The sequence below is a fragment of the Rhodococcus sp. OAS809 genome (assembly GCF_040546695.1).
GTDB classification, from domain to species: domain Bacteria; phylum Actinomycetota; class Actinomycetes; order Mycobacteriales; family Mycobacteriaceae; genus Rhodococcus_F; species Rhodococcus_F qingshengii.
On the sequence record NZ_JBEPOI010000002.1, the window covers coordinates 4950488 to 4974533 of the forward strand.

The 24046-nt window shown below is 62.9% G+C and carries 29 protein-coding genes and 1 tRNA gene; 19 read left to right on the top strand and 11 right to left on the bottom strand.

Annotated features, from left to right (window positions below):
- The first annotated feature begins 182 nt into the window (after positions 1 to 182).
- From ABIE52_RS26100 to ABIE52_RS26135, 8 genes are read left to right on the top strand one after another with little or no spacing between them, the layout of a single operon-like run.
- Positions 183 to 1025 carry a BtpA/SgcQ family protein gene (locus ABIE52_RS26100; protein ID WP_003940276.1) on the top strand — a complete coding sequence of 281 codons (843 nt, stop codon included), beginning with the start codon at positions 183 to 185 and terminating at the stop codon, positions 1023 to 1025.
- 2 nt (positions 1026 to 1027) lie between these two features.
- Positions 1028 to 1927: a PfkB family carbohydrate kinase gene (locus ABIE52_RS26105; RefSeq protein WP_042924967.1), complete on the top strand. Its 900-nt coding sequence runs from the start codon at positions 1028 to 1030 to the stop codon at positions 1925 to 1927.
- Entirely contained in the window at positions 1924 to 2931 is a 1008-nt protein-coding gene (locus tag ABIE52_RS26110; RefSeq protein WP_019745494.1) for a substrate-binding domain-containing protein, read from the top strand. The genes ABIE52_RS26105 and ABIE52_RS26110 overlap by 4 nt, the downstream gene beginning before the upstream one ends.
- 2 nt (positions 2932 to 2933) lie before the next feature.
- Positions 2934 to 3704 (top strand): ATP-binding cassette domain-containing protein, encoded by a 771-nt coding sequence (locus tag ABIE52_RS26115; protein WP_003939830.1) that lies wholly within the window; start codon positions 2934 to 2936, stop codon positions 3702 to 3704.
- Positions 3701 to 4744, top strand: coding sequence for an ABC transporter permease (locus ABIE52_RS26120; RefSeq protein WP_003939698.1), 1044 nt, complete (start codon positions 3701 to 3703; stop codon positions 4742 to 4744). Before ABIE52_RS26115 ends, ABIE52_RS26120 begins: the two co-directional genes overlap by 4 nt.
- A complete protein-coding gene (locus tag ABIE52_RS26125) occupies positions 4699 to 5790 on the top strand; it encodes a phosphotriesterase family protein (protein ID WP_007730025.1) in 1092 nt (363 codons plus the stop codon). Before ABIE52_RS26120 ends, ABIE52_RS26125 begins: the two co-directional genes overlap by 46 nt.
- Positions 5783 to 6535, top strand: coding sequence for a glutamine amidotransferase (locus ABIE52_RS26130; RefSeq protein ID WP_003939869.1), 753 nt, complete (start codon positions 5783 to 5785; stop codon positions 6533 to 6535). Before ABIE52_RS26125 ends, ABIE52_RS26130 begins: the two co-directional genes overlap by 8 nt.
- Entirely contained in the window at positions 6532 to 7158 is a 627-nt protein-coding gene (locus ABIE52_RS26135) for a TenA family protein (RefSeq protein ID WP_192712185.1), read from the top strand. The genes ABIE52_RS26130 and ABIE52_RS26135 overlap by 4 nt, the downstream gene beginning before the upstream one ends.
- A gap of 97 nt (positions 7159 to 7255) precedes the next feature.
- Here the strand turns inward: ABIE52_RS26135 and ABIE52_RS26140 are convergent.
- Together ABIE52_RS26140 and ABIE52_RS26145 are read right to left on the bottom strand one after the other, a co-directional pair.
- Positions 7256 to 7329, bottom strand: a tRNA-Met gene (locus ABIE52_RS26140).
- A gap of 53 nt (positions 7330 to 7382) precedes the next feature.
- The gene (locus ABIE52_RS26145; RefSeq protein ID WP_058226614.1) at positions 7383 to 8093 is read right to left on the bottom strand and encodes a FadR/GntR family transcriptional regulator; all 711 of its coding nucleotides are present in this window, start codon (positions 8091 to 8093) and stop codon (positions 7383 to 7385) included.
- A gap of 98 nt (positions 8094 to 8191) precedes the next feature.
- Here ABIE52_RS26145 and ABIE52_RS26150 point away from each other — a divergent pair, with 98 nt between their 5' ends.
- The 4 genes from ABIE52_RS26150 to ABIE52_RS26165 are packed head-to-tail and all read left to right on the top strand — an operon-like array spanning position 8192 to position 11955.
- The gene (locus tag ABIE52_RS26150; protein WP_003940529.1) at positions 8192 to 8941 is read left to right on the top strand and encodes a (Fe-S)-binding protein; all 750 of its coding nucleotides are present in this window, start codon (positions 8192 to 8194) and stop codon (positions 8939 to 8941) included.
- The gene (locus ABIE52_RS26155; RefSeq protein WP_003940584.1) at positions 8938 to 10458 is read left to right on the top strand and encodes a LutB/LldF family L-lactate oxidation iron-sulfur protein; all 1521 of its coding nucleotides are present in this window, start codon (positions 8938 to 8940) and stop codon (positions 10456 to 10458) included. Before ABIE52_RS26150 ends, ABIE52_RS26155 begins: the two co-directional genes overlap by 4 nt.
- A complete protein-coding gene (locus ABIE52_RS26160) occupies positions 10455 to 11081 on the top strand; it encodes a LutC/YkgG family protein (protein WP_054828145.1) in 627 nt (208 codons plus the stop codon). Before ABIE52_RS26155 ends, ABIE52_RS26160 begins: the two co-directional genes overlap by 4 nt.
- Before the next feature lie 58 nt (positions 11082 to 11139).
- Complete coding sequence (locus ABIE52_RS26165; RefSeq protein WP_042446953.1) at positions 11140 to 11955, top strand: mycofactocin-coupled SDR family oxidoreductase; 816 nt, start codon at positions 11140 to 11142, stop codon at positions 11953 to 11955.
- Between the two features lie 6 nt (positions 11956 to 11961).
- Here the strand turns inward: ABIE52_RS26165 and ABIE52_RS26170 are convergent, their stop codons facing one another.
- On the bottom strand, positions 11962 to 12600 hold the full coding sequence (locus tag ABIE52_RS26170) for an LON peptidase substrate-binding domain-containing protein (protein WP_003940076.1): 639 nt from the start codon (positions 12598 to 12600) through the stop codon (positions 11962 to 11964).
- Positions 12600 to 13076 carry a DUF309 domain-containing protein gene (locus ABIE52_RS26175; protein WP_003940372.1) on the bottom strand — a complete coding sequence of 159 codons (477 nt, stop codon included), beginning with the start codon at positions 13074 to 13076 and terminating at the stop codon, positions 12600 to 12602. The genes ABIE52_RS26170 and ABIE52_RS26175 overlap by 1 nt, the downstream gene beginning before the upstream one ends.
- A gap of 140 nt (positions 13077 to 13216) precedes the next feature.
- Between ABIE52_RS26175 and ABIE52_RS26180 the strand changes: the two genes are divergently transcribed.
- Entirely contained in the window at positions 13217 to 13561 is a 345-nt protein-coding gene (locus ABIE52_RS26180) for a YciI family protein (protein WP_007730031.1), read from the top strand.
- 6 nt (positions 13562 to 13567) lie between these two features.
- Positions 13568 to 14809, top strand: a complete 1242-nt coding sequence (locus ABIE52_RS26185; protein WP_003940594.1) for an RNA polymerase sigma factor — start codon at positions 13568 to 13570, stop codon at positions 14807 to 14809.
- Between the two features lie 7 nt (positions 14810 to 14816).
- On the opposite strand, the gene ABIE52_RS26190 is transcribed toward ABIE52_RS26185, so the two are convergent.
- Together ABIE52_RS26190 and ABIE52_RS26195 are read right to left on the bottom strand one after the other, a co-directional pair.
- Positions 14817 to 15395 (bottom strand): DUF7822 domain-containing protein, encoded by a 579-nt coding sequence (locus ABIE52_RS26190; RefSeq protein WP_099698112.1) that lies wholly within the window; start codon positions 15393 to 15395, stop codon positions 14817 to 14819.
- Positions 15396 to 15421: 26 nt separating this feature from the next.
- Complete coding sequence (locus ABIE52_RS26195) at positions 15422 to 16030, bottom strand: TetR/AcrR family transcriptional regulator (protein ID WP_030536572.1); 609 nt, start codon at positions 16028 to 16030, stop codon at positions 15422 to 15424.
- A 140-nt stretch (positions 16031 to 16170) separates the two neighbouring features.
- Here ABIE52_RS26195 and ABIE52_RS26200 point away from each other — a divergent pair, with 140 nt between their 5' ends.
- From ABIE52_RS26200 to ABIE52_RS26210, 3 genes are all read left to right on the top strand, one after another.
- On the top strand, positions 16171 to 17316 hold the full coding sequence (locus ABIE52_RS26200) for an acyl-CoA dehydrogenase family protein (protein WP_007730036.1): 1146 nt from the start codon (positions 16171 to 16173) through the stop codon (positions 17314 to 17316).
- A 73-nt stretch (positions 17317 to 17389) separates the two neighbouring features.
- On the top strand, positions 17390 to 18151 hold the full coding sequence (locus ABIE52_RS26205; protein ID WP_192712186.1) for an SDR family NAD(P)-dependent oxidoreductase: 762 nt from the start codon (positions 17390 to 17392) through the stop codon (positions 18149 to 18151).
- Positions 18152 to 18248: 97 nt separating this feature from the next.
- On the top strand, positions 18249 to 18896 hold the full coding sequence (locus ABIE52_RS26210) for a TetR/AcrR family transcriptional regulator (RefSeq protein WP_007730038.1): 648 nt from the start codon (positions 18249 to 18251) through the stop codon (positions 18894 to 18896).
- Between the two features lie 2 nt (positions 18897 to 18898).
- Here the strand turns inward: ABIE52_RS26210 and ABIE52_RS26215 are convergent, their stop codons facing one another.
- Positions 18899 to 19360, bottom strand: a complete 462-nt coding sequence (locus ABIE52_RS26215; RefSeq protein ID WP_003940411.1) for an SRPBCC family protein — start codon at positions 19358 to 19360, stop codon at positions 18899 to 18901.
- An 89-nt stretch (positions 19361 to 19449) separates the two neighbouring features.
- Between ABIE52_RS26215 and ABIE52_RS26220 the strand changes: the two genes are divergently transcribed.
- Positions 19450 to 20076 (top strand): TetR/AcrR family transcriptional regulator, encoded by a 627-nt coding sequence (locus tag ABIE52_RS26220; protein WP_030536574.1) that lies wholly within the window; start codon positions 19450 to 19452, stop codon positions 20074 to 20076.
- 50 nt (positions 20077 to 20126) lie between these two features.
- Here ABIE52_RS26220 and ABIE52_RS26225 read toward each other — a convergent pair whose 3' ends face one another.
- Complete coding sequence (locus ABIE52_RS26225; protein WP_007729643.1) at positions 20127 to 20705, bottom strand: TetR/AcrR family transcriptional regulator; 579 nt, start codon at positions 20703 to 20705, stop codon at positions 20127 to 20129.
- A gap of 82 nt (positions 20706 to 20787) precedes the next feature.
- Here ABIE52_RS26225 and ABIE52_RS26230 point away from each other — a divergent pair, with 82 nt between their 5' ends.
- Positions 20788 to 21717: a DMT family transporter gene (locus tag ABIE52_RS26230; RefSeq protein ID WP_007729640.1), complete on the top strand. Its 930-nt coding sequence runs from the start codon at positions 20788 to 20790 to the stop codon at positions 21715 to 21717.
- On the opposite strand, the gene ABIE52_RS26235 is transcribed toward ABIE52_RS26230, so the two are convergent.
- From ABIE52_RS26235 to ABIE52_RS26245, 3 genes are read right to left on the bottom strand one after another with little or no spacing between them, the layout of a single operon-like run.
- Positions 21704 to 22525 carry a tyrosine-protein phosphatase gene (locus ABIE52_RS26235; RefSeq protein ID WP_039973106.1) on the bottom strand — a complete coding sequence of 274 codons (822 nt, stop codon included), beginning with the start codon at positions 22523 to 22525 and terminating at the stop codon, positions 21704 to 21706. The two genes, ABIE52_RS26230 and ABIE52_RS26235, sit on opposite strands and share 14 nt — an antisense overlap.
- A 38-nt stretch (positions 22526 to 22563) precedes the next feature.
- Entirely contained in the window at positions 22564 to 22977 is a 414-nt protein-coding gene (locus tag ABIE52_RS26240; protein WP_003940418.1) for a phage holin family protein, read from the bottom strand.
- A gap of 27 nt (positions 22978 to 23004) precedes the next feature.
- Positions 23005 to 23982, bottom strand: a complete 978-nt coding sequence (locus tag ABIE52_RS26245) for a DUF1214 domain-containing protein (protein WP_192712187.1) — start codon at positions 23980 to 23982, stop codon at positions 23005 to 23007.
- Positions 23983 to 24046: the final 64 nt, after the last annotated feature.

Below are 24046 nucleotides of genomic sequence, written 5' to 3' on the forward strand. Positions count from 1 at the left end.
CCAGTGTCCCGCATGTAACGCGATTGAGGCAATCGTTTACAAATTCGAATTGTGAAATCCTTGACACAACCCGGTGTTGATCACATAACCTGCTAATTCATCAAGGCAATCGATTACATCGTGTGCAGATCTTGTGCATGGACATACAGCGCAAATCTTGCGCATGGAATGGGGTAGCTGAAGTGACCGCATCACCGCTCGGAGTCTTTCCGCCCAAGCCCTCGGCGCTGGCAGAGATGTTCACCGGCACGCCATCTCTCATCGGGGCCATTCACCTCCCGGCCCTGCCGGGCAGCCCGCACTACACCGGGCAGCCGGTTTCGGAAATTGCTCGCTTCGCCGTCGAGGAAGCACACGCGTATGTCGACAACGGTTTCGACGGGGTAATCGTCGAAAATCACTGGGACATACCGTTCCTCAAGCCCGGCGAACACGGATACGAAACCGCCGCCAGCATGGGAGTCATCACGGCAGCGGTGGTCGGCGAGTTCGGCAAGGCCGTCGGCGTCAGCATCCTGTCCAACGCCGGCGAGTGCGGAGTGGCCGCAGCGTGGGCGGCAGGCGCGAGTTTTGTGCGCGTCAATCAGTGGGCCAATGCCTACATTGCCAATGAGGGCTTCATCGAGGGTCAGGCCGCCAAGACGACGCGCTTCCGCCATCGCATCGGCGCCGACCCGGTCCGGATCTTCGCTGACGTGCACGTCAAACACGGTGCGCATGCCATTGTCGCGGACCGCACTGTCGCGGAACAGACCGAAGACGCCGAGTTCTTCGACGCAGATGTTCTGATCGCGACGGGTTCGCGCACCGGTGACGCCGCTTCGGTCGACGAGGTTTCCGTGATCCGAGACAACACCGTTCTTCCGGTGATCATCGGCTCCGGCATCACGGCTGCCAATGTCGCAGCGCTGATGAAGGAATGCGACGGCGCGATAGTTGCATCCTCGGTGAAGGACAATGGACGCTGGTGGGGACGGGTCGCAGGCGAGAAGGTCCGCGAACTGTCCCGGGCCGCAGGAAAGTAACCATGATTGTCTTTTGTGGATACGCCAACAACGATGTGACGGTACATGTCCCACACGTACCGGTACTCGGTGAGCGCGTTCAGGCAACGGCCATCAGTCAGATCGACGGTGGAATGAATGCAAATGCTGCGGTATCCGCGGCCAGAATGGGCGCGCAAGTGATCTTTGCCGGTGCCGTGGGCCCGGACGCGCGGTCCACCGAGTTTCTCGAATCCCTCGAGGCAGATGGCGTCGACACCAGTTGGTCGCCGCGAGATGCGTTCCTGTCGACGGCAGTTGTTCTCATCGCGCAGGACGGCGATCGCTCCATCATCAGCCAGGACGACCCGAATGATGCCGAACGCATCGGAGTTGTCGTCACCCGATTGGCCGCTGCCGGCGGTGGACGACTGTTCCTCGACGGATACCGTGCGGTCTTCCTCCCGGATGAATTACCGGGAAGCGTAAGTCTGGTAATCGATCTGGACGGTTGTGAAAACAAAGCCGCGGCACTGCGCGCGTTCGCTCTGGCCGACCACGTCGTCGTAGGGCGTGCCCTGTGGGAAGGCGAGTTCGGGATCGGTTTCGACCAGTGGCAGACTCTGGCCGCCGAGCACCACACCCACCTGCTGGTGACCGACGGCTCGCGAGGTTGGACACTGGCCACACCGGACGGCGAGGTGACGAGCGAACCGGCAGTAGTGGTCGACGTCGTCGATGCCGTCGGGGCCGGTGATTGCTTCGGCGGTACGTACATCGCTTTTGTCGACGCCGGGCGCTCACCGGTGGACGCCGCACGACTCGCCGGGGCATCGGCTGCATTGGCTTGCGCCACCGCAGGCCCCCGCGGATGCCCCACCCGAGATGAATTGGACAGCTTCACAGCAACATTGACCCCTCACACCCTTTTGGAGACTCGATGATGAAACGTGCATTGCCTCTGGCGCTGGGAGCTGCAGTCGCGCTCACGCTCACCGCTTGTGACTCGGCTTCGTCGAGTGACTCGAAGGACGCATCGGGGGGCTCGTCCATCCCGCAGCCGACCCGGGTCGCCGAAAGCTGTGACGGGACGAACGGCAAGCTCAAGGTCGGTCTGGTGACCATCAACCTCCAGGCGCTGTACTTCAACCAGATCAACAATGCCGCGAAGAACGTCGCGGACAAGGCAGGCGTCGACCTGCAGATCATCAGCGGCAACGACGATTCCGTCGCGCAGGCCAACGCCTTCGACAATCTGATCGCCGCCGGAGTCGACGCGATCATCGTCGATGCAATCGACACGGACGGAATCAAGCCGTCGGTGGTCAAGGCCAAGAACGCGGGCATCCCCGTCGTCGCGGTGGACGCGACCATCGACGATCCGGCACTGTCGACTCAGGTCGGTACGGCCAACGCCGAGGGCGGTGCCAAGATCGGAAACACCTTGGCCGACGTCGCGAACAACACCGGAACGGTCGGTATCGTCGGCGCGCTCAACAGCACTGTCCAGTTGGAGCGGCAGAAGGGCTTCACGGAGACCGTGACCGGCCGCGGAATGACCGTCGGCACCGTCGTGGACGGACGTAACATTCAGGAGAACGCACAGACCGCAGCGGAGAACCTGCTGACCGGCGGTGGCGACATGAAGTACGTCTACGCAACCGGTGAGCCGGCACTGATCGGTCTCGTCGCGGCGGTCAACAGTCAGAAGGCGCAGGATCGCATCGAAGCAGTCGGTTGGGATCTTTCGGATCAGGCGGTAGGCGGACTCAAAGCCGGTTGGCTTAAAGGCGTGGTCCAGCAGAACACCTTCGAATTCGGCCATGAGGCAATGAATTCGGCAATCGACCTGGCTTGCGGACGCGGCGCTCCGGCAAACATCCCGGTTCCCACCCAGATCGTGACCCCGGAGAACGTGGCCGACTACATGTACTACTTGGAGAAGTAATCATGGCACCTCCACTGATCGAACTCTCGGGCATCACCAAGTCGTACGGACCGGTGAAGTCCCTTCAAGGAGTGGACCTTCGGCTGGCGAAGGGTGAAGTACTCGGAGTGGTCGGCGACAACGGCGCCGGTAAGTCCACTCTGATGAAGATTCTCGCCGGTGCGGTTCAGCACGACGGCGGCGAAATGCGCGTCAACGGTGAACCAGTGCGCTTTTCGACGCCTCTCGACGCCCAGCAGAAAAAGATCGGAATCGTCTACCAGGATCTGGCTCTGTGCGACACGCTGGATGTCGCCAGCAACCTGTTCCTCGGCAGAGAACCGCGAAAAGGCCCCTTCCTCGACCGGCATGCCATGCACGAGAAGGCGGCTCACATTCTTGCCGACCTGCATGTCAAGGTGAAGTCGACCTACCAGGAGATCGGGCAACTGTCCGGCGGACAGCGGCAAACCGTCGCGATCGCCCGCGCAGTCTCCTTCCGCCCAGACGTACTGATCCTCGACGAGCCCACCGCAGCGCTTGCCGTCGCCGAGGTCGAGTCGGTGCTCAAGCTGATCACGGACGTCGCAGCGGCCGGCGTGGGCGTCATTCTCGTGACACACCGCCTGCAGGACCTGTTCCGCGTGTGTGACCGAATCACGGTCATGTACGAGGGGCAGAGTGTCGACGACGTTCCGATCGGCGACCTCAACATCGAGTCCCTCGTCGGACTCATCACTCGAACTCCGGTGCCGCAACGGACATCGGCAGCAACACAGGGAGCCACGGCATGACCACTCTCGAGAAGACCCAGGCGCCGATCGAGCGCAAGCTCGCCGCGAAACCCTCCTTGTGGGACAGCGTCAACAAGCCCACCCTCGCGATGCTGGCGGTGACAGTTGCTGTCGCAGCCGTCTTCTCGGCGACCACGTCGTCGTTCCTGACATTCACGAACCTGTCGAACCTGGCAACCCAGATCGCTCCGGTTCTGATCATCGCGGTGGCGATGACTTTCGTGATCACGGCAGGTCAGATCGACCTGTCCGTCGGTGCGATCGTCGCGTTCGTCGCGGCGATGAGTGCCGAGCTTATCCAGGCCGGCGTCGATTCGTCCCTGGTCTTCGTCGCCGCCCCGGTGATGGGTGCGGCCTGGGGCCTGGTCAACGGATGGCTCGCTGCCTATCAGGGTATTCCGCCGTTCATCGTGACTCTGGCGACGATGTCCGTCATTCGCGGTATCGCGCTGTATCGGACCGAAGGATTCTCCGTTCCGGTTCCTGCCGACACTTACTTCGCGAAGCTCGGAACTGCTGAGTTCCTCGGGTTCTCCGCCAGCGCCTGGATTGCTCTCGTCGTCGTGGTCATCGGAGCAATTGCGCTCAACCGCATGCGCTTCGGGCGCTATGTCACCGGTATCGGCTCCAACGTCGAATCCGTGCGACGGTCCGGCGTCAACACGCGTCGTGTGCTCATGATGACGCTCGTCTTCACCGGCTTGGCTGCCGGTATCGCGGGACTGCTGATCGCGGCTCGACTGGGCTCGGGTTCGGCCAACTCCGCAACGGGATTCGAGCTCACCGTGATCACCGCGGTGGTTCTCGGTGGCACCAATCTCTTCGGCGGTCGCGGCACCGTGATCGGTACCGTCATCGGCGCCGTCCTGACCGGAATCATCGCCAACGGATTGACCCTGCTCGGCGTGAGCCCGTTCCTGACGCCGATCATCACCGGTGTCGTTCTGCTACTGGCCATCTGGATCAACATGCGCGGACACACGCTGAGCGCGCTGTGGCGACACCTGCAGTCCGCACCGTCGGGGCCCGCACGCTCATGAGCAAGGTTCGTACTGTCACGGGAACTGTGGACAGCTCGGAACTCGGACTGGTTCTCCCACACGAACATCTGCACAACGACGTCACCGGTGCGTACACCGAGGCCCCGGATCCGGTTGTGGCACAGCGGTTGGCCGGTCCGGTACGCGCCGAGGATGCCTGGCTTCTTCACGACAATCCGTACTACAGTCTCGACAATTGTCGAGTCGACGACGGATCGGCCGTGGTGGAAGACCTTGCGGACTTCGCCCGCCTCGGTGGTCGGACGATCGTCGATCTGACACCGCCGGGACTGGGCCGGGCACCGGAGAAGCTGGCGGAGTTCTCGCGAAAGTCAGACGTGCGAGTGATCATGGGTTCAGGGTGGTACCTCGAGACGACCCATCCGGTCGAGGTCCACGAACTCGGTGTCGACGATCTGGCAGGTTCGCTCGTCGAGGAGTTCGATCCGGCAAAGGAATTGGCTCCTGGCGTGATCGGGGAGATCGGAGTCTCCCCGCTCTTCACTCAGAACGAGGCGAAAGCGTTGCGGGCGGCATGCATCGCCCAGCGCGAGGTGGACGTGCCCCTGTTCGTCCACCTTCCGGGCTGGCAGCGCGTGGGACATCACGTCGTCGACATCGTGGTCGACGAGATGGGCGTCGATCCGCAAGCAGTGGTCCTGTGCCACATGGACCCGTCCGGACACGACGCCGACTACCAACGATCGCTCGCCGACCGCGGTGTCTTTCTCGAGTTCGACATGATCGGGATGCCTTTCGATTTCCCCGGCGAGGGTCTTTCTCCGCATCCGGCGGAAACAGCCACTGCGGTAGCCGGATTGGTCACCTCCGGTCACGCATCACAGCTCCTGCTCAGTCACGACCTCTTCCTCAAATCAATGCTCAGAAAGCACGGCGGAAACGGATTCTCCTACGTACCACTCGCCTTCGCCGCCCGATTGGTGCGCGCAGGCGTAGATCCCCAGCAAGTGTCCGCATTGATGCGAGACAACCCGAGGTCGCTCTTCGAGCAGGCCGCGAAAGGAAACAGAAGCAGTCATGGGTAAACGAGTACTGATCGCCGGCGAGAGCTGGATGACGACGTCGACGCACGTCAAGGGCGTCGACGAGTTCAGTGTCCATTCCTACGTCGAGGGAGTCGGCCCGCTTCGGGATGCGCTCACCTCACGTGGCCACGACGTGACACACATGCCCGCACACCTGGTGCCGACGCAGTTCCCCGGTACCGCAGAAGCACTGTCGCAGTTCGACGTCGTCGTTCTCTCCGACATCGGAGCGAACTCGCTGCAGCTGGCTCCCGGCGTGTTCGACCAGTTCCGCGCCGGCGAGGATCGCCTTGTCGCGCTTCGTGACTGGGTGAACGCCGGCGGCTCACTGATGATGATCGGTGGTTACCTCTCGTTCTCCGGGTTCCAGGCGCGAGCAGCTTTCCGCCAGACCGCGATCGCCGAGGTACTGCCCGTGACGATGCTGGCCGAAGACGATCGCGTCGAGACACCGGCTGGGATCGTTCCCACCGTCGTCGATGCTGCTCACCCGGCTCTCGGTGGTGCCGGCGATTCCTGGCCGGCGCTCCTGGGATACAACCGCGTCGTCGCGAAGGACGGTGCCGTGGTTCCCGCCACCATCAACGGCGATCCGCTTGTCGCTGCCGGTGAATACGGCGCCGGACGGTCGATCGTCTTCACCTCGGACTGCTCGCCGCACTGGGCTCCGCCGGAGTTCTGTGAGCAGTGGCCCGGATACACCGACCTGTTCGACGGCTTGATCAGTTGGGTCGCCGGCGAATGAGTCGCTCCTCAGACCTGCTCGCGCGGCAGCAGAGTAATCTCGCTGCCGCGCGGGCGGTTCCATTCATCGAGGACACCATCGGCGGGACGTTGAGTGATGAGGGATTCCGCCGGTACCTCGTGATCGAAGAGGCATTTGTACTGACGGCCGTCAAGGTGTTGGGGTTGGTGGTCGCCGAATCCCCGACGCTCGACGACGCGCTCGACCACGTGACGTCGATGTCGAACCTGGTGGGCGAGCAGCGCGAGTATTTCGCGCACTTGCGTTCCCGCTTCCCGTACGAGGGTGACGCAGCGGCGCTGGTCGAGGAGTCGGCCGTGCTGTCCACGCACGCCTTGGCCCTCGCTCGCGAAGAGGGCAGGGCGGCGGCGCTGGTGGGCATGTACGCCGCGGAAACCCTGTATCTGTCGTGGTGCCGGGAGGCGGCGGCAGTGAAGGTAGATCGCGAACCAGCGTTGCAGGACTGGGTGGACATGCATGTCGCTCCGCCGTTCGTGTCCCAGGTGGCAGTGCTGGCGTGCGAAGTGGACGCCATGCCGAAGTCCGTGAGCGACGAGGACCTGGATCGGTGGTTCTCGGGCATGCTGGCCGCAGAGATCGATTTTCACAACGTGGCGGTGTGAGGTACTGCTGTGCGCCTTTATTAACCCCCGGCGGTTAATAAAGGCGCACAGCAAAAGGCCCGTAGGTCGCTTTCGCAACCTACGGGCCTCTTCTTTGTAGCGGGGACAGGATTTGAACCTGCGACCTCTGGGTTATGAGCCCAGCGAGCTACCGAGCTGCTCCACCCCGCGTCGGTGTGAAACCAACAGTACACGACTTCTGGAGGCGCAATTACCACCCCCTGTCACCGGCTGGAGTGCGCGCTTTCCGAGTAGTAACCGCGGATGTGTCCGACTATGCGCTGACGTGCGAGTTCGCCGTCACCCGCGTTGACCGCATCCACCAATCCTCGGTGTTCGTCACGCAGTCGCCTGCAGGTGCTCGGCCAGGTGTCGATCTGGACGCCCGCGAGAACGTAGGCCTCGATGGACTCGCGCAGGCCGGTCATCATGGCTGCGATCACCTGATTGCCCGCCGCGTCGGCGAGCGCCACGTGGAACTGTGCGTCGAGTAGCAAGAATTCCTCGGCCGAGAGAGCTGCGTCCTCCATCGAGTCGAGCAGTTCGACGGCCGCGCGGAGGTCGGGTGTCGGGGTCCGCGATGCCAGGGACTGCATCACCTCGGATTCGAGAACGAGTCGTGTCTTCACCACATCCGAGACCGGAAAGCCTTGTGCTGCAACCTGCATCCGCATCAGCATGGTCATACCGCCGGTCGGTTTGGCCACGATCATCGCGCCGGACGTCGGGCCGGAGCCAGTCTGCGCCTTGAGGAGGCCGAGTGCTTCCATGACCCGCAACGCTTCTCGGACCGATGACCGTCCGACGCCCAACTCTGCTGCCAGAATTCTCTCTCCCGGCAGGCGCTGGCCAGGAGACACCTCGCCTGAAACGAGCCGACGTTCGAGGTGGCTCAGTACTTGTTCCCACGCTCGCGGGCTCGGCTCGGTCGGCATGAGGCAAGAGCATAACCGGGTGGACGCCGTTTATGGGGTGGCCTGTCCGGGGATGTATTACTGTGGTCAGACCACACCGACAGATTGCGGGGAACCACATGCGAGTAGCGCTGTTCGCCACCTGCATCGGGGACACGATGTTTCCCGACGCCGTCAAGGCCACCGCCCTCCTGCTCACCCGTCTCGGGCACGACGTCGTGTTTCCGTCCGGGCAGACCTGCTGCGGGCAGATGCACGTCAATACCGGCTATCAGCCGGGCGCACTACCGCTGGTCGCGAACTACGCCGACACCTTCGGTGATGCGTCGATCGACGCGGTTGTCGCACCATCGGGGTCGTGCGTCGGTTCGGTCCGTCATCAACACGAGATCGTCGCCGAGCGCTACGGCACCGCGTCGCTGTGTGGACAGGTGCAGACCGTGAAGGCAAAGACGTACGAGCTTTCCGAATTCCTCGTGGACGTTCTCGGGGTCACCGATGTGGGCGCGTACTTCCCGCACCGGGTCACCTATCACCCGACCTGTCACTCACTGCGCATGTTGAGGGTGGGGGACAAGCCACTTCAGTTGCTGCGCAACGTCCGCGACATCGATCTGGTCGAACTCCCCGAAGCAGATTCCTGCTGTGGATTCGGCGGCACCTTCGCCATCAAGAATGCGGAGACTTCGACGGCCATGCTGGCGGACAAGATTCGCCACGTTGCGGACACCGGCGCCGAATTCTGCAGCGCCGGAGACTCGTCGTGCCTCATGCATATCGGCGGCGGTATGTCGCGACTGCAGATGGGCGCCAAGACCATTCACCTCGCGGAGATTCTGGCGTCGGTGGAAAGCCGGGTGCACGCATGAGCGCTGTGACGCTGGGTCTGCCCAGCTTCCCGCCGAGGTCGCCCGAGGGTGCAGGGTTCCTGCGAGGTACTGAGAAATTCCCCGTCGCAGCACATCACGAGCTGGCCAACGCGCAACTGCGACGCAATATCGGCAAGGCGACGCACACCATCCGTGCCAAGCGCATCAACGTGACTGGAGAGCTTCCCGATTGGGAAGACCTGCGTGATGCGGGTTCGGCGATCAAGGCCGACGTCATGGCGCGGTTGCCGGAACTGCTCGAACAGTTCGAAGCTGCAGTCATCGCGCGCGGTGGGCAGGTGCATTGGGCGGCGGATGCCAACGAGGCCAACGCCATTGTGACCGAACTTGTCAAAGCCACCGGCTCCGACGAGGTCATCAAGGTCAAGTCGATGGCCACGCAGGAGATCGGTCTCAACGAGCATCTCGAAGCCCACGGAATCACCGCCTACGAGACCGATCTCGCGGAATTGATCGTCCAGCTCGGCCATGACAAACCGTCGCACATCCTGGTTCCCGCGATCCATCGCAACAGGTCCGAGATTCGGGAGATATTCCTTCGCGAGATGCCAGATGTCGATCCGAACCTCGGGGAGAACCCGGCCGAACTTGCCGCAGCTGCACGAAAGTTCTTACGCCACAAGTTCATGACGACGCCGGTCGCCGTCTCCGGCGCCAATTTCGGCATCGCGGACACGGGCACTCTGACCGTCGTGGAGTCGGAGGGCAACGGGCGAATGTGCCTGACGCTGCCGAAAACACTGATCACCGTGATGGGCATCGAGAAGATTCTGCCGACGTATCAGGATCTGGAGGTCTTCCTGCAACTGCTGCCGCGGTCCTCGACGGGCGAGCGGATGAACCCGTACACCTCCATGTGGACCGGCGTCACGCCCGACGACGGTCCACAGGAGTTCCACCTGGTCCTCCTCGACAACGGTCGGACTGCCGCGCTTGCCGACAAGATCGGGAGGGAAGCCCTGAGCTGCATACGGTGCTCGGCGTGTCTGAACGTGTGCCCGGTCTACGAGCGCACCGGCGGTCACGCCTACGGATCGACCTATCCGGGACCGATCGGCGCGGTGCTGACTCCGCAGCTCGCGGGCATGCATGGCAAAGACGATCCCAACTCGACGCTTCCCTTTGCCTCGAGTCTGTGCGGTGCGTGCTTCGACGCCTGCCCGGTCAAGATCGACATACCCTCGCTGCTCGTCGAATTGCGTCACCAAAAGGTCGAGCAATCCGGTGTCACAGCAGAGTCTTTGGCGATGAAAGCCGCCTCTCTGGCGATGTCGACCGAGGGCCGGTGGACGTTGGCTCAGAAAGCTGCCGGGCTCGGACGCGTCGTGGCCGGCAGGAAAGGGAAGATCTCTACGTTGCCACCTCCATTGAACGGTTGGACAGCTGCCAGAGACATTCCCGCACCTCCCAAGCAGACCTTCCGATCCTGGTGGGACTCCGACGAAGGCCGCGCGGCATTGGACGAGGCTCGTCGTGACGGGAAGGCGGACAGATGAATTCACGTGAAGTGGTGCTCGGACGCATTCGTGATGCCATCACCTTGGCGCCCGCCCGCGAAGGCGAGATACCGCGAAACTACCGGACTGGCAGAACCATGTCCGACGGGGAACTCATCGATTTGTTCGTCGACCGTCTGGTGGACTACAAGGCGCACGTTCACCATTGCGCTGCAACAGAAGTCGCCGAGGCCGTCGCCGGAATACTGAGAGAGCGCGGACTACACACTCTGGGGATCCCCGCCGGCCTCGACCGATCATGGGTAGCCGGATTCGACGGAACGCTGGTGGTGGACAGCCCGGACGTACCGGCTCCTGAACTCGAGAACCTCGACGCCGTTGTCACCGGCTCGAAGGTATCGTGCGCCGAAACCGGCACCATCTTCCTCGACGCCGGTCCATCACAGGGACGCCGTGCGTTGACACTGGTACCGGACACACACATCTGCGTCGTGTATCGCAGCAGTGTGGAAGTGGGAGTGCCGGAGGCGATTGCGAAGCTGACACCGGAGCGCCCCACCACCATGATCAGCGGCCCGTCGGCGACCTCCGACATCGAACTCGAGCGCGTCGAAGGTGTCCATGGTCCGAGGAATCTTCACGTCGTCATCGTCGACGGTTGATTCCCGTCGAGCGGGAACTCGGAGGCAGCGGGCCACATCAGCGTCTAACGTCCCGGCCATGACACAACTGTTGGCAGGCAAGGTCGTTTTCATCACCGGTGCAGCGCGGGGTCAGGGACGCAATCACGCGATTCGACTCGCGCAGGAAGGTGCAGACGTCATCGCTGTCGACGTGTGCGCGTCGGTGTCCGAAGACGTGGGTTACGCGGCCGCGACTGAAGCCGACCTCGAAGAAACGGCTCGTCTCGTGCGCGCGGAGGGGCGCGAGATCGTCACCGCTGTAGCGGACGTCCGTGACCTCGAGGCGCTGCGGGCGGCGGTGGCGTCGGGCGTCGACAAGTTCGGTCGCCTCGACGTCGTGATTGCCAATGCGGGCATCGCTACGTGGAACCGTTTCTGGGAGATGCCTGAAGAACAGTGGTCGACGCTGGTGGACATCAATCTCAATGGTGTCTGGCGCACGATGACAGCTGCGGTTCCTGCAATGATCGAAGCCGGCAACGGTGGTTCCATCGTGATTGTGAGCAGTGCTGCCGGCGTCGCCGAAGCGCCCGGCTGCGCGCACTACTCGGCGGCCAAGCACGGCCTCGTGGGTTTGGCTCGTACTGCTGCAACGGAATTGGGAAGCTTCGACATTCGAGTCAACAGCATCCACCCTGGCGCGGTGGAGACCGAGATGGGCAACGATCCCAACGTCGGTAAGGTACTCACTACTCATCCGGAGTACATGAACTCGTACAAGTGGCCGCTCACGTCCGTCCCGCGCACCACCGTCGAGGACATCTCCAACGCCGTCGTCTACCTCGCGACGGACCTCTCCCGCGCGGTCACCGGGACGAAGATCGTCATCGACATGGGTCAGACGATGGCGTAGTTGCGCTCAGAGGAGATTGAACTGCGCGACCTCGATGGTGTTCTCGACTGCCTCCGAGAGTGTGCGAATACGTTCGTCGGCGCCTGGCGCGGTCAAAATCGCCAGGCGATCGGCGTCACCCATTGGAATGCTCCTGGCGAGGGCATACAGCCGAGAACCCAGCGGATCCAAGGGATCCGGTGGGACGGGCATTCGCGGAGTCTGTTCGCCGGCCCGAAGTGCGAGCTTTCCCAGCATTCCGTACATGAACTCGATGCGCTCGAGGAGCGAGTCGTATTCGTAAGCAGTGACTGGTGTTCCGTTGTTCTCGTCAGGCCACAATTCGACCTCGGCAAGTGGGTAGGGATCGTCTGGCAGCCATCGATTGACCCGGATGCGGTCTTCGGTCCGGCAATACAACTGATACCGCCCGGCACCCATGGCGACATGAGACTCGATCCGAGCCAGAGTGCCGACGTCGTGACGTGATTCGCCGCCACCGACCTCGTGGCCACGAGCGATGAGCACTACTCCGAACAGTGGGCCGTCGGCAGCTTCGAGAACGTTCTCGACCAGTGCGCGATACCGAGGTTCGAAGATGTTCAGGGGCAACACCTCACCCGGTAGCAAAGCGGAGCCGAGCGGAAACATGGGGAAGATGGGCATCAGGGGATTCTCAACCTCGGAATCGGAGGGGCGGGGAAATCGCCGGGGCGATCGATTTCGGCGAGCAGGTGTTCGGACCACGTCAGTAGACCGGGGATATCGAGGCCGTGCGGACTCTCGACCTCGTAGTGCCTGATGCGGTCGTGACCCTGGCCGAGGAGTGAGACGGCGCCGGTGTTGTTGCCCCGAAGCAGATGGGTGAGCCCGACGGCCAACTGAGCCAGTCCCTGCCACAGGTCACGTTCCTCGGGCGGCGCGCTTTTCCACGTTCCTTCGAGAATCTCGTGTGCGTGGAAAGGCATGCCGTGGTCGAGGAGGCGCTGCGCCTCGGTGATCGACTCGTCTGGTGGCAGGCGTACATCGTCCGGAATGCGCGGGACACCGCCCGCTGCGTCGCGTGGCAGTGGACGTCCGAGTCCGTCACGGGGCCGCGAATTGAGGGGTTTCCCAGCGGCGTCCCGGTCGCGTTCGGTCATACACTCAGCCTAACGGCAGCGCCTCGGCCGAACTCGCCAAAAGTTTTTTCGAGTCGCCTGTCGATTCCGGGGAGAACCGTTCGTCGTCATGTTGTAAGGCAAGAAAGCCGCAAGAAAAACAACAGACCAAGGAGTCAGTCATGAAGTACATGTTGCTCATCTACACCGCACCCGGCGGAGACACCGAACCCCAGTGCACGTTCGAGGACTGGCAGCAATACGACAAGGAAATGAAGGACGCCGGCATCTGGGTGTCCGGCGATGCTCTCGCCGACCTGACCACCACGACGACGGTTCGAGTCTCGCAGTCCGGGGAAAAGACCGTCACTGACGGACCCTTCGCTGAAACCCGTGAGATCCTCGGCGGCTACGACGTCATCGACGTCCCTGATCTGGATGCGGCGCTGGCCTGGGCCGCGCGGTGCCCCGGCGCGCGCGACGGCGGCAGCGTCGAGGTGCGTCCACTGGCCGGGTTCGGGGACTGATTCGCCGTGGACGAGCAGGCCGAGAACTCCATCGAGTCAGTGTTCCGGGAGGAACGCGGACGACTCTTGGCCTCGCTCGTCCGCCGCTTCGGTGATCTGGATCTGGCCGAGGAAGTCACCTCCGAAGCCGTCGAGGCCGCGTTGGTGCACTGGCCCGTGGACGGAGTGCCGGCTAAACCCGGCGCCTGGCTGCTGACCACGGCGCGTCGTAAAGCCGTCGACAGGCTTCGTCGTGATCAGGCCTATGCGGCGCGATTGGCGGTGATGCAGGTGGACGCCGATCGTGCCGACCCGGCGCCGCCCACAGTCGACGGAGAACTTCCCGACGAGCGGTTGCAGCTGTTCTTCACCTGCTCGCACCCAGCGCTGGCCGAGGACGACCGAATCGCACTCACCTTGCGTTGCCTCGGCGGGTTGACGACGCCCGAAGTCGCTCGGGCCTTCCTCGTTCCTTCGGCGACGATGGCGCAGCGGATCGTGCGCGCGAAGAAGAAAATCCGTCAGGCTCGGATTCCCTTCCGCACTCCCAGCGCCGAAGAACTCCCGGAACGTTTGCCCGGTGTTCTGCAGGTGATCTACTCGGTGTTCACCGAGGGGTACGCAGCGAGTTCGGGTCCGGATCTGCAACGCGTAGACCTGGCGGTGGAGGCGATCAGGCTGGCGAGGATCTTGCGCGCATTGCTTCCCGATGAGCGCGAGATCGCCGGGTTGCTTGCATTGATGCTTCTCGTCCACGCGCGTCGGGATGCCCGTACCGACGCCGCCGGCGGGATCGTGCTCCTCGAAGACCAGGATCGCGGGTGTTGGGACCAGCCGATGATCGAGGAAGGCAGCGACCTCGTCGTAGTCGCGTTGACCGGGGGAGCGCCGGGGCCGTACGGGGTGCAGGCCGCCATCGCCGCATTGCATGACGAGGCCGCAGATGTGGAGAGCACCGACTGGCCACAGATCTGCGCTCTCTACGGAGTGCTCCTCACGCTGACTCCGTCGCCGGTCGTGGCCGTCAATCGGGCAGTAGCGTTGGCGATGCGCGACGGCGAGGAAGTCGGGCTGACTGCGCTGGAGGAACTGGCAGCGGAGCCCAAACTTGCCGACTACCATCCGTATCACCTTGCACGAGCCGAACTACTTGCTCGGTTGGGGCGCACCGACGCAGCGGCATCCGCGTACCGACAAGCTCTGAAACTCGTTGGTACGGAACCGGAGCGGGCCTACCTGGAGCGTCGGTTGGGTGAGATCTCGGACTGATCGGCTCCTATCGAGGGACGTCGAGATCGAAGTACAGGGTCTCGGACCAGTAACCGAGGCCGAGTTCGCGTAGCGGTTCCTCGACGCTCTCCTGAGTCGGCGTGAACAGTCGCTCCCAGAAGCGCGGCTTGGCGGGTGCGAGTGTGGCCAGCGCCGCCTCCATCTCGGCGTCGATGTCCGCCAGACCGGTCATCAGGGCCGTGCCCTGTTCGGCGAACGGTTCGTCGTCCATGTCGAAGATCTCGCCGCACTCGAGGACGAAGTAGTGGTCGGGTTCGGTGTGGCTGCGCAGGAAACGCAGCGCATCGCCGGCCATCGTGCCGAGTTCGGGGTGATCGATGCGGCCGAGGAAGTCTTCGAGCCGGGCGATACCAGGACCACAGGGCGCGGTGACCGCGATCAGGTCGGGGGTGTCGTCCCAGATGATCGACTGTTGGGCGAAGGGATTCACGGACACAAGGATCCGTGGGACCAGCGGTATCGCGTACGACCACTCCGAGATTCCTTTGAGTCCACGGGTGCGAGCGGCAGCCGGATTCTCATGCGGGGCAACAGGGGTCGAGTAGAGATAGGTGCGGTTGGCCACTGGCCGAGTCCTTTCTGCGGTCGGCGTCACCTGATTCGGGCGGCGCCCACCATCCTCAATGCCAGGTCTCCGTACAGTTTTCCGATGTCTTCCGGATTCGTGTAGTTGCCGGCCGGGAACCAGCGGCACACGTCGACGCACAGGGACATCAAGGCGAGGGTGACGCCTTCGGCATCAGGGATCGTGAAATCGCCCGACTGCACGCCGGCATCGACAACCTCCCGGACCACCCGCGTCGTGCTGCGGCGAAGCGCGACGACGGTTCGGTAGTGCTCTGGTGTGAGGGCAGTGAGTTCGTACTGGACAACGCGAGCGAGTGAATGGTGCCCGGCCTGCCAACTGGCGAAGGTGCTGATCAGTTCCTGCAAACGAACGGACGGTTCTTCACCAGGTCGGTCGGCGCCCTCGACCACCTTCAACGCTTCGGTGTGGCCTTCGAAGCTGATCGCGAAAAGCAGTTCTTCTTTCGAGCGGTAGTGCGGGTACATGGCGGCGGGACTCATGTCGAGTCGCGCGGCGATGTCACGGGTGGTGGTGCCGCCGTAGCCGGCAGAGGCAAAAGCGTCCACGGCTGCCGCGCGGATACGGGCCGCAGCTTTGGAGGGGCTGATCACCACGTCAGGTGAATCGCTCACGGTTTCCTCCAGGTGTGACGGATTTCGATGTTGACAATATCCCGCTCTCGATTCACTATAAGCAGGTGCTTAGATTCTAAGCGAATGCTTAGGAACATCGTTACGTGTGGCTTTGCCACGCCGAAAGGAAGCAACTCGTCATGCGTCGCACTCTGTACGGACCCGATCACGAGGCATTTCGCGAATCTGCTCGCGAATTCGTCAACCGGAACATCCTTCCGGTCGCAGAGAAGCTGATCGACCAGCGCTTCATCGATCGTGAAATCTGGCTCGAAGCGGGACGCAACGGCTTCCTCGGACTCGAGGTTCCGGAGGCGTACGGCGGAAGCGAAGCCGGCGACTACCGCTTCAACGCGGTTCTGGCCGAAGAGCTCTCGCGCGCCAGTGCAGCTGTTGCCTCGAGCTTCGGCATTCACGCCGACGTCGTTGCTCCCTACCTCGTTCAGCTCACCACCGAAGAGCAGAAGCAGCGTTGGCTGCCCAAGTTCTGCACCGGTGAGATGCTGACGGCCATCGGCATGACCGAGCCTTCCGGTGGATCCGACCTCGCCTCGCTCAAGACCACTGCGGTCAAGGACGGCGACGACTGGATCATCAACGGCTCCAAGACCTTCATCACCAACGGCTACAACGCCGACCTCGTGATCGTGGCGGCTCGGACCAGTCCCGAGAAGAAGTCCAAGGGCATCACCCTCTTTGCCGTCGAGACCGGCATGGAAGGCTTCGAGCGCGGACGCAAGCTCGACAAGGTCGGCCAGCACGAGTCCGATACCGCCGAACTGTTCTTCGAGAACGTTCGCGTGCCGTCCACCAACATCATCGGTGAGATCGACCGCGGCTTCATCCACATGATGGAAATGCTGCCGCAGGAGCGCGTCGGCGCTGCGGTGTCCAACATCGCGCACGCCGCTCCGATCCTCGAAGAGACGCTGCAATATGCCAAGGACCGCAAGGCTTTCGGTCAGCCGATCGGCTCGTTGCAGTGGAACAAATTCCTTCTCGCGGATCTCGTCACCCGCATCGAGGTCACCCAGGCCTACGTCGACAACTGCGTCGCGGCACACGCTGCCGGCGAGCTGACCGCCATCGACGCCGCCAAGGCTAAGTGGTGGACCGCGCAGGTGCAGAACGAGGTCCTCGATCACTGCGTTCAGTTGCACGGTGGCTACGGCTTCATGACCGAGTACCGCGCCGCTCGCGCGTGGATGGACGCCCGCGTCACCAAGATCTGGGCCGGATCCAACGAGATCATGAAGGAACTCATCGGCCGCGATCTCGGCCTGTAATTTCGCAACTGCAGTCGATACGTCACTGCAACCGCCACTTCCCGAACCCGACGACACAGGAGCATCACCGCGCATGTCTGTTCTCGACAAGTTCTCTCTGACCGATCGAGTGGTCATCGTGACCGGTGCGTCGTCGGGCCTCGGGGTGGCGTTTGCGAAAGCCGCAGCAGAGGCCGGCGCGGACGTCGTCCTCGCTGCTCGCCGCGTCGACAAGCTCGAAGACACGGCCAAGCTCGTGCGTGACGCAGGCCGCGAAGCATTGTGTGTGGCCACCGACATCGTCGATCCGGCTCAGGCTCAGAACATGGTCGACGCCGCGATGGAGAAGTTCGGCCGCGTGGACGTGCTGGTCAACAACGCCGGCGTCGGAACTGCCGTTCCGGCGACCCGCGAGACCCCGGACCAGTTCCGCGCCGTCATCGACATCAACCTCAATGGGTCCTACTGGGCAGCGCAGGCCTGCGGCCGCGTCATGCTCCCGGGCAGCTCCATCGTCAACATCTCGAGCATTCTCGGATTGACGACCGCCGGACTCCCGCAGGCCGCCTATGCGGCGAGCAAGGCAGGCGTCATCGGATTGACCCGCGACCTCGCACAGCAGTGGGGAACGCGCAAGGGCATTCGCGTCAACGCGATCGCGCCCGGCTTCTTCAAGTCGGAAATGACGGACCAATACAACGACGGTTACTTGGACGCGATGGCTCCGCGCCTGATCCTCGGCCGCATGGGCGATCCGGAAGAGCTCGCGGCCACCATGGTGTGGCTCGCGTCCGAGGCCGGCGGATACGTCACCGGTCAGACCATCGCCGTCGACGGAGGAATCACCATCACCTGACGCCGATGCCGAGATGTCGCCGGCTTTGCCGTATAAGTAGCTGGTGACCTCTCGCGCCGAACCTCAGGAGAACTGGGAAGACCGTCCGCCACCATCCATGGCTGCGACGGAGCTTCTGCGTGACCTGCCGGTGACTGCCCGCGGCGTCCGTACCAGGGCTTCTCTGGTCGCAGCGGCTCGAACGGTGTTCGAGCGCGCAGGGTATCTCGACGCCCGTCTCACGGACATCACCAAGGAAGCGAACTGCTCCACCGGCACGTTCTACACCTACTTCGACAACAAAGAGCAGATCTTCGCCGCAGTTCTCGACGTCGCGCAGGAAGACATGCTGCACCCAGGCATGGGACGGGTCCGCGACGTCGACAATCCGTATGCGGTCCTCGAATCGAGCAACCGTGCCTACCTGACGGCTTTTCGCCGCAACGCCAAACTGATGGGTCTGCTCGAGCAGGTATCGCACATCGATCCGGCCTTCGCGAAACTGCGTCGGGACCGAGCCGAGACCTTCATTTCTCGTAATGCCCGAGCCATCGAACGCTTGCAAGCAGCTGGCAAGGCAGACGCCTCGTTGGACCCGCTGTTGGCTTCCCGAGCACTGTCGGCGATGGTGAGCCGTCTTGCCTACAGTTCATTCGTCTCCGAGGAACCTGGCGCCGACGGCAACCCCGTCCCGTTCGAGGACGTCGTCAAGACGGCTACTCAGGTGTGGGCCAACGCGCTGGGACTCGAAGGCGACCGCGGGTAGTTTCAGCCTTCGCCGCGGGCCGCGAACTGCTCCTCGAGGCTGTGGCGCAGTGTTTCCTCGCTGTTCTTGACAGCGTTTTCGACGAACGGCCCGATCAATCGGCCGAGTGCCTTGCCGGCAATGCCGCCGGGCAGTTTGTAGGCGAAGTCGACGGAAAGCTCGGTCTTGGAATCGTCGATCGCAGCGAACTCCCACGTGGACGAGTTGGATACACCGCCGAGCGAGGACAGCTTGATGATCCGATTCTTCTCCCACTCGGTGACCTCGAGTTTGGAGCGCAACGTGCTCGGCCCGATCTGCATGGCCGCGTCGAACGTGGCGCCGAGTCCCTGATCGAACTCTCCGAACGGGGTGAACTCGGAAACACCGAACATCCACGTCGGGACATTGCGGTAGTTGTCGATGTAGTCGAAGGCGACATCAACCGGCACGGCAGCAACCGCGGTGTGGCGAACATGGATCATGACTGGTCCCTGTCTTTCGGTGAACACCGACTCTAACCAATGGCTCCGACGTGTTCGGCGGCGGCGCAAGAGCGATCTACGGTATCGGTATGACGAACGAGCTTCCGGTACGCGGGTCCTGGCGCGATTACGAAGACCTGGGACTACCGAAACCGCTCGCTGCGGCGTTGGAGGCGTTCGTCGAGCAGGGCTATCACGGGACTTCGATCCGTGACGTCGCGTCGCGGTCCGGGCTGTCGGTGCCGGGGCTCTACCACCACTACCCGTCCAAGCAAGCTCTGCTGATCGGTCTGGCGACCGTTGTGATGACGGAGTTGTTGGAGCGAAGCCGCGCCGCCGAACTCGATGCCGGGGACGATCCCTCCGATCGCTTCGACGCGGTGATCGAATCTCTGTTGCGGTTCCACATGTTTCGACGCGAGCAGTCGTTCGTCGCCTCCTCCGAGATCCGCAGCATGGAGCCCGACAGCCGGGCTGGTTACATCGCCCAGCGCGACGAACAGCAGAAGCAGGTGGACCGGATCGTCCTCGACGGCGTCGCCTCGGGCGTGTTCGAAGCCGACCATCCCGAGGACGCCAGCAGAGCCGTGGTGACGATGTGCGTCGCCGTCGCGGTCTGGTACCGACCGGACGGTGAGTTGTCTCCGGACGAGTTGGTGGAGAGGTATTTGGAGATAGCGAGGCGCATGGTGGGGGCGAAGCGGGTGGGGGAGTGACTGTGGGGGCGAAGCGGGTGGGGGAGTGACTGTGGGGGCAACTGCGCGAATCAGTCTGAATTTTTGAGCAATTCGAGCGCCGCGTCCCGGCCGGCGCCGAAGGGGTCGGTGCCGATACCGATCCCGTCTGCGACGAGGGCACCTTCGTGAAGCAGCATGATTGCCTCGACGAGACGTTCGTCGGCTAGTCCGTCCGTCGCCAGAATGCGCCGGAAAAGGTCTGACATCTCCCGCTTTTGTTCGGCGATGACAGCGAACACCGGATGTGAGTGATCGCTGAACTCGGCGTGCGCGTTGATCATGCTGCACCCTTTGCCTCCGCTCGCCTTGGACCAGGAGGCGGAAGCGTCGAATACCGCACTCAACTGTTCGGCGCGGCTAGCTCCGGCTGATGCGAGCTTCTCGTCGCGAAAGATTCGCCACCGCCGATCTCGAGCCCTCAGGTATTCAACGACGAGACCGTCTTTCGAGCCGAACCGTTCGTACAAAGTCTTCTTCGTGACCCCGGCGTCCAGTGCGACGGTATCCACGCCTACGGCATGAATCCCCTTTTCGTAGAACAGCTTCGACGCAGACTCCAGAATGCGACGCGCTTTCGGAGTCAATTCGGGTGTGGATTCCTCTGCCATGGACAAAAGTATACCGATCTGTATAGTCGGGCTCATGAGTAAACAGATCGGTATACCTCGGATCGTGACCTCGAGATCTGCCGTGACGGCTACCTTGTCGGTCCTGTTCGTCGCGTGCTGGAGTTCGGGATTCATCGGAGCCAAACTAGGCGCCGGCAGTGCCGGGGTCCCCACGCTGCTGATGTGGCGTTTTCTCCCGCTCGCGGTGGTACTGCTCCCGATTGTCTGGTTCTCCGCCCGGCGCCAGAACACGATGCCGACACCACGGGCTCTCGGCAGGCAGGTGGTGATCGGGATGCTCTCCCAGAGTGGCTACCTGTTGTCGGTGTACTGGGCAGTCGATCTCGGCGTGAACACCGGAACCACAGCGCTGATCGACGGTATTCAGCCGCTGGTGGCTGCCGCGCTGCTCGGTCCGGTCCTCGGTGTCGCAGTCCCGCGTATGCAGTGGGTCGGGTTGGCGATCGGAATGGGCGGCGTCGTGATGGTCACGGCAGCCGATGCCGGGGCCGGCACATCGGCGCCGTGGTGGGCGTACGCGATTCCGTTCCTGGGGATGCTCAGCCTGGTTGCATCCACCTTCGTCCAGCAACGCGCTCCCACGTCCACACCGCCACTGCAGGCTTTGGCCATCCACTGCTCAACCAGCGCAATAGCTTTCACAACTCTGGCGATCGTCTCGGATGCTGCCGTACCGCCGAGTATCAGCACATTCTGGATCGCGTTGCTCTGGTTGATCGTGTTGTCCACCTTCGGTGGTTACGGGCTGTACTGGTTGTTGCTCCGCCGCATCGGCATTACGTCCGTCAACACCCTGATGTTCTTGATCGCCCCCGTCACCGCGGTCTGGGGCGCACTGATGTTCGGAGAATCCTTCACTCCGTTCACCGCGCTCGGCTTGGCGGTGGGCATCGTCGCCGTCGTCGTGGTCACCCGGGCGGACAATCACCAGAAAAAGCGGGGAGAGGGCGAAAATGCCTGTTCGGTAAGGGCTCCGATCACTTCGCGCTGATGACTCCCGACCTGGATGTGAACCGCTCGCGGAGCGCGGTGAGTTGCTCTGCGGTGAGCTTCAGTCCGTTGATTGCGTAGTCCTCGACGGTGCCGAAGTGCGTGCGCATTTCGTCGAGAGCTGCGTCGAAATAGCTGTCACGGACTCCGAGGAGGGGTCGTAGCACTTCTGCGTCAACGCCTTTGCTCGCGGCGAAGTCGAGGATCGGTTCTGTCATGGGAGCCAGATCGGTGTTCGTCTCCAGGTAGTCGGCGCGTACATCGGCTTCGTCGGCCCCGAGGAGGAGTAGGAAAGAGGTCGCGGCCCACCCGGTTCGATCCTTGCCGGTGGTGCAGTGGAAAAGTGCTGCCCCGGAGCGTTTTTCGTCGATGAGGTCGAGGTAGAACGTGCGATAGGCGTCGAGAGCGGACGGCAGGCTGACGAAGTTGCGGTTGGCTTCCTCCATCTGTGCGATCCCACGTCCGTCGCTGATGGTCTCGGCGTATGCGACCGGGTCCGTCATGAGTAGTCCAGTGGCCGCGGCGTTTTGGGCATTGTCGGCAAGTACGTCGAGCCAGACTGTGCGCGTCGAGTCAGGGAGATTGTCGAGTGCGCCGTCGCGCTCGGCGGCGGTCCTCAGGTCGTATACCGTCCGCACGTCCAAGTCGGCGACCGCGGCAAGGTCGTCGCCGTCGAGTTTCGCCAGAGTCGCCGAACGATAGAGCGCGCCCGCGCGGACGGTGCCGTCTGCAACAGGAATGCCACCGAGGTCCCGGAAGTTCGGAACGGTCTTCAGGAGAACGCGGCGATCGAGCGGGTGAGTTGGCATGGCTGACTCCTTGTGGGTTCCGTTTCCGAACTGATCATTCATGCCTTCTGCACACTGCGCACGAGCTTTTCGGCATTGCGTCTCTTGATCCACTTGTCGATGACGAGAGCCATGAAGATCCACCCGCCCAATGCCGTGATCACCCACACGATGATCGGGGCGAGGATCCAGGACCCGACGCCGCTGATCTCGATACCGTCGGGGACCAGGGTCGCAACCCAGAGCGCGAGCAGTGTGGCGACCAAGCCGACACCACCCGCGAGCGGAGCCGCGTAGTGCAGTGCCACGCTGAGCACGAATGGGCCGAGGATCATGTGTGCGAGGGTGAATACACCGATAGCGGCCAAGAAGCCGTTCACGCTCAGGCTGACCCCGGGAAGAGCAAAATGCACGACGATCAGCGCTATCGCGCCGAGAACACATTGCGAAACGAGCTGAAATAACAGACGCATGGCTTGTACCTCCGTGATCAGGTCGAGTCACCCGAGAGTGGTGTGTGCGTGGGGAACGCTTTGCTGCAGGGCTTCGGGACGAGGCGCCGTCCAGGTGCCGTCGAGCACGGAGGGACGGGGGCGGTACAGGCGCAGTACGTAGTTCCACCCGGGCATGATGGGCAGTGCGTTCGCGACGCCGTCGAGATGGACCCCGAAGCGAATGGTGTTGCTGCCGTCGGAGTCTGGGGTGGCCGTGAGGCTGTTGATGCTGTTGACGCCCAGAGCGTTCTCTTCGAAGTATCCGGCCGCGTTGTACAGCGAGACCGACCAGAACGCATCCACGGGAACATCGTTCAGGCGGAGACGGTATTCCCCGACCGGGAGACGTTCGTCGAAGTTGACGTAGGTGGCCTCGTACTCGGGAAGGCCACCCCAGCCGGATGCGGTACCGAGCAGGTGCCTGATCGGATCGACTTCCGCAGCGGTACCGAATGAATGGTCGTACGTGGTGATGCCACGCGCGAGTGCGAGGAGTGCGTCGCGGGTCTCGGTCTGCGATTGCTCGTCGTAGTCGGGCAACGGGAACTCTCCCGTTCCGCCGCCGTCGATGTTGAGGGCGTCTTGCAACCGGTTCACCTCGGCGACGTCTTCGGGGCTGTTCGGATCGACGAGGATGCGCACGATCAGTGCGGCGTAGTCGGTCCCGACCAATTCACGCGTGAGCAGGTGCTCTCCCGGGTCGCGCAGGATGACGGGACCGAAGTGATCTTGACTGACCACCCACACGGAGATGTAGCGCTCGCCGGTATCGGGCACCGTGATGGTGACGTTCTCGCGCACGTCGATGATCGCGCTGCTGTACAGAGTGTCGCGGTTCTGGCGGATGATCGGCTGGTTGTCGAGTGACCCGAGATCACGAGTGTGGTTCCACGTGCCCAGGCCGACGCCCGCGGCCAGGCGAGCGAACATGAGATCGGACTCTGCCCGATTGAAGTTCAGGACGTTGACGGCGATCGTGGACATAGTGGGTTCCAATCGGTGTCGGGGTACGGAAGCGGGCGCGGTAATCCATGGCCCGTCGGGGTGA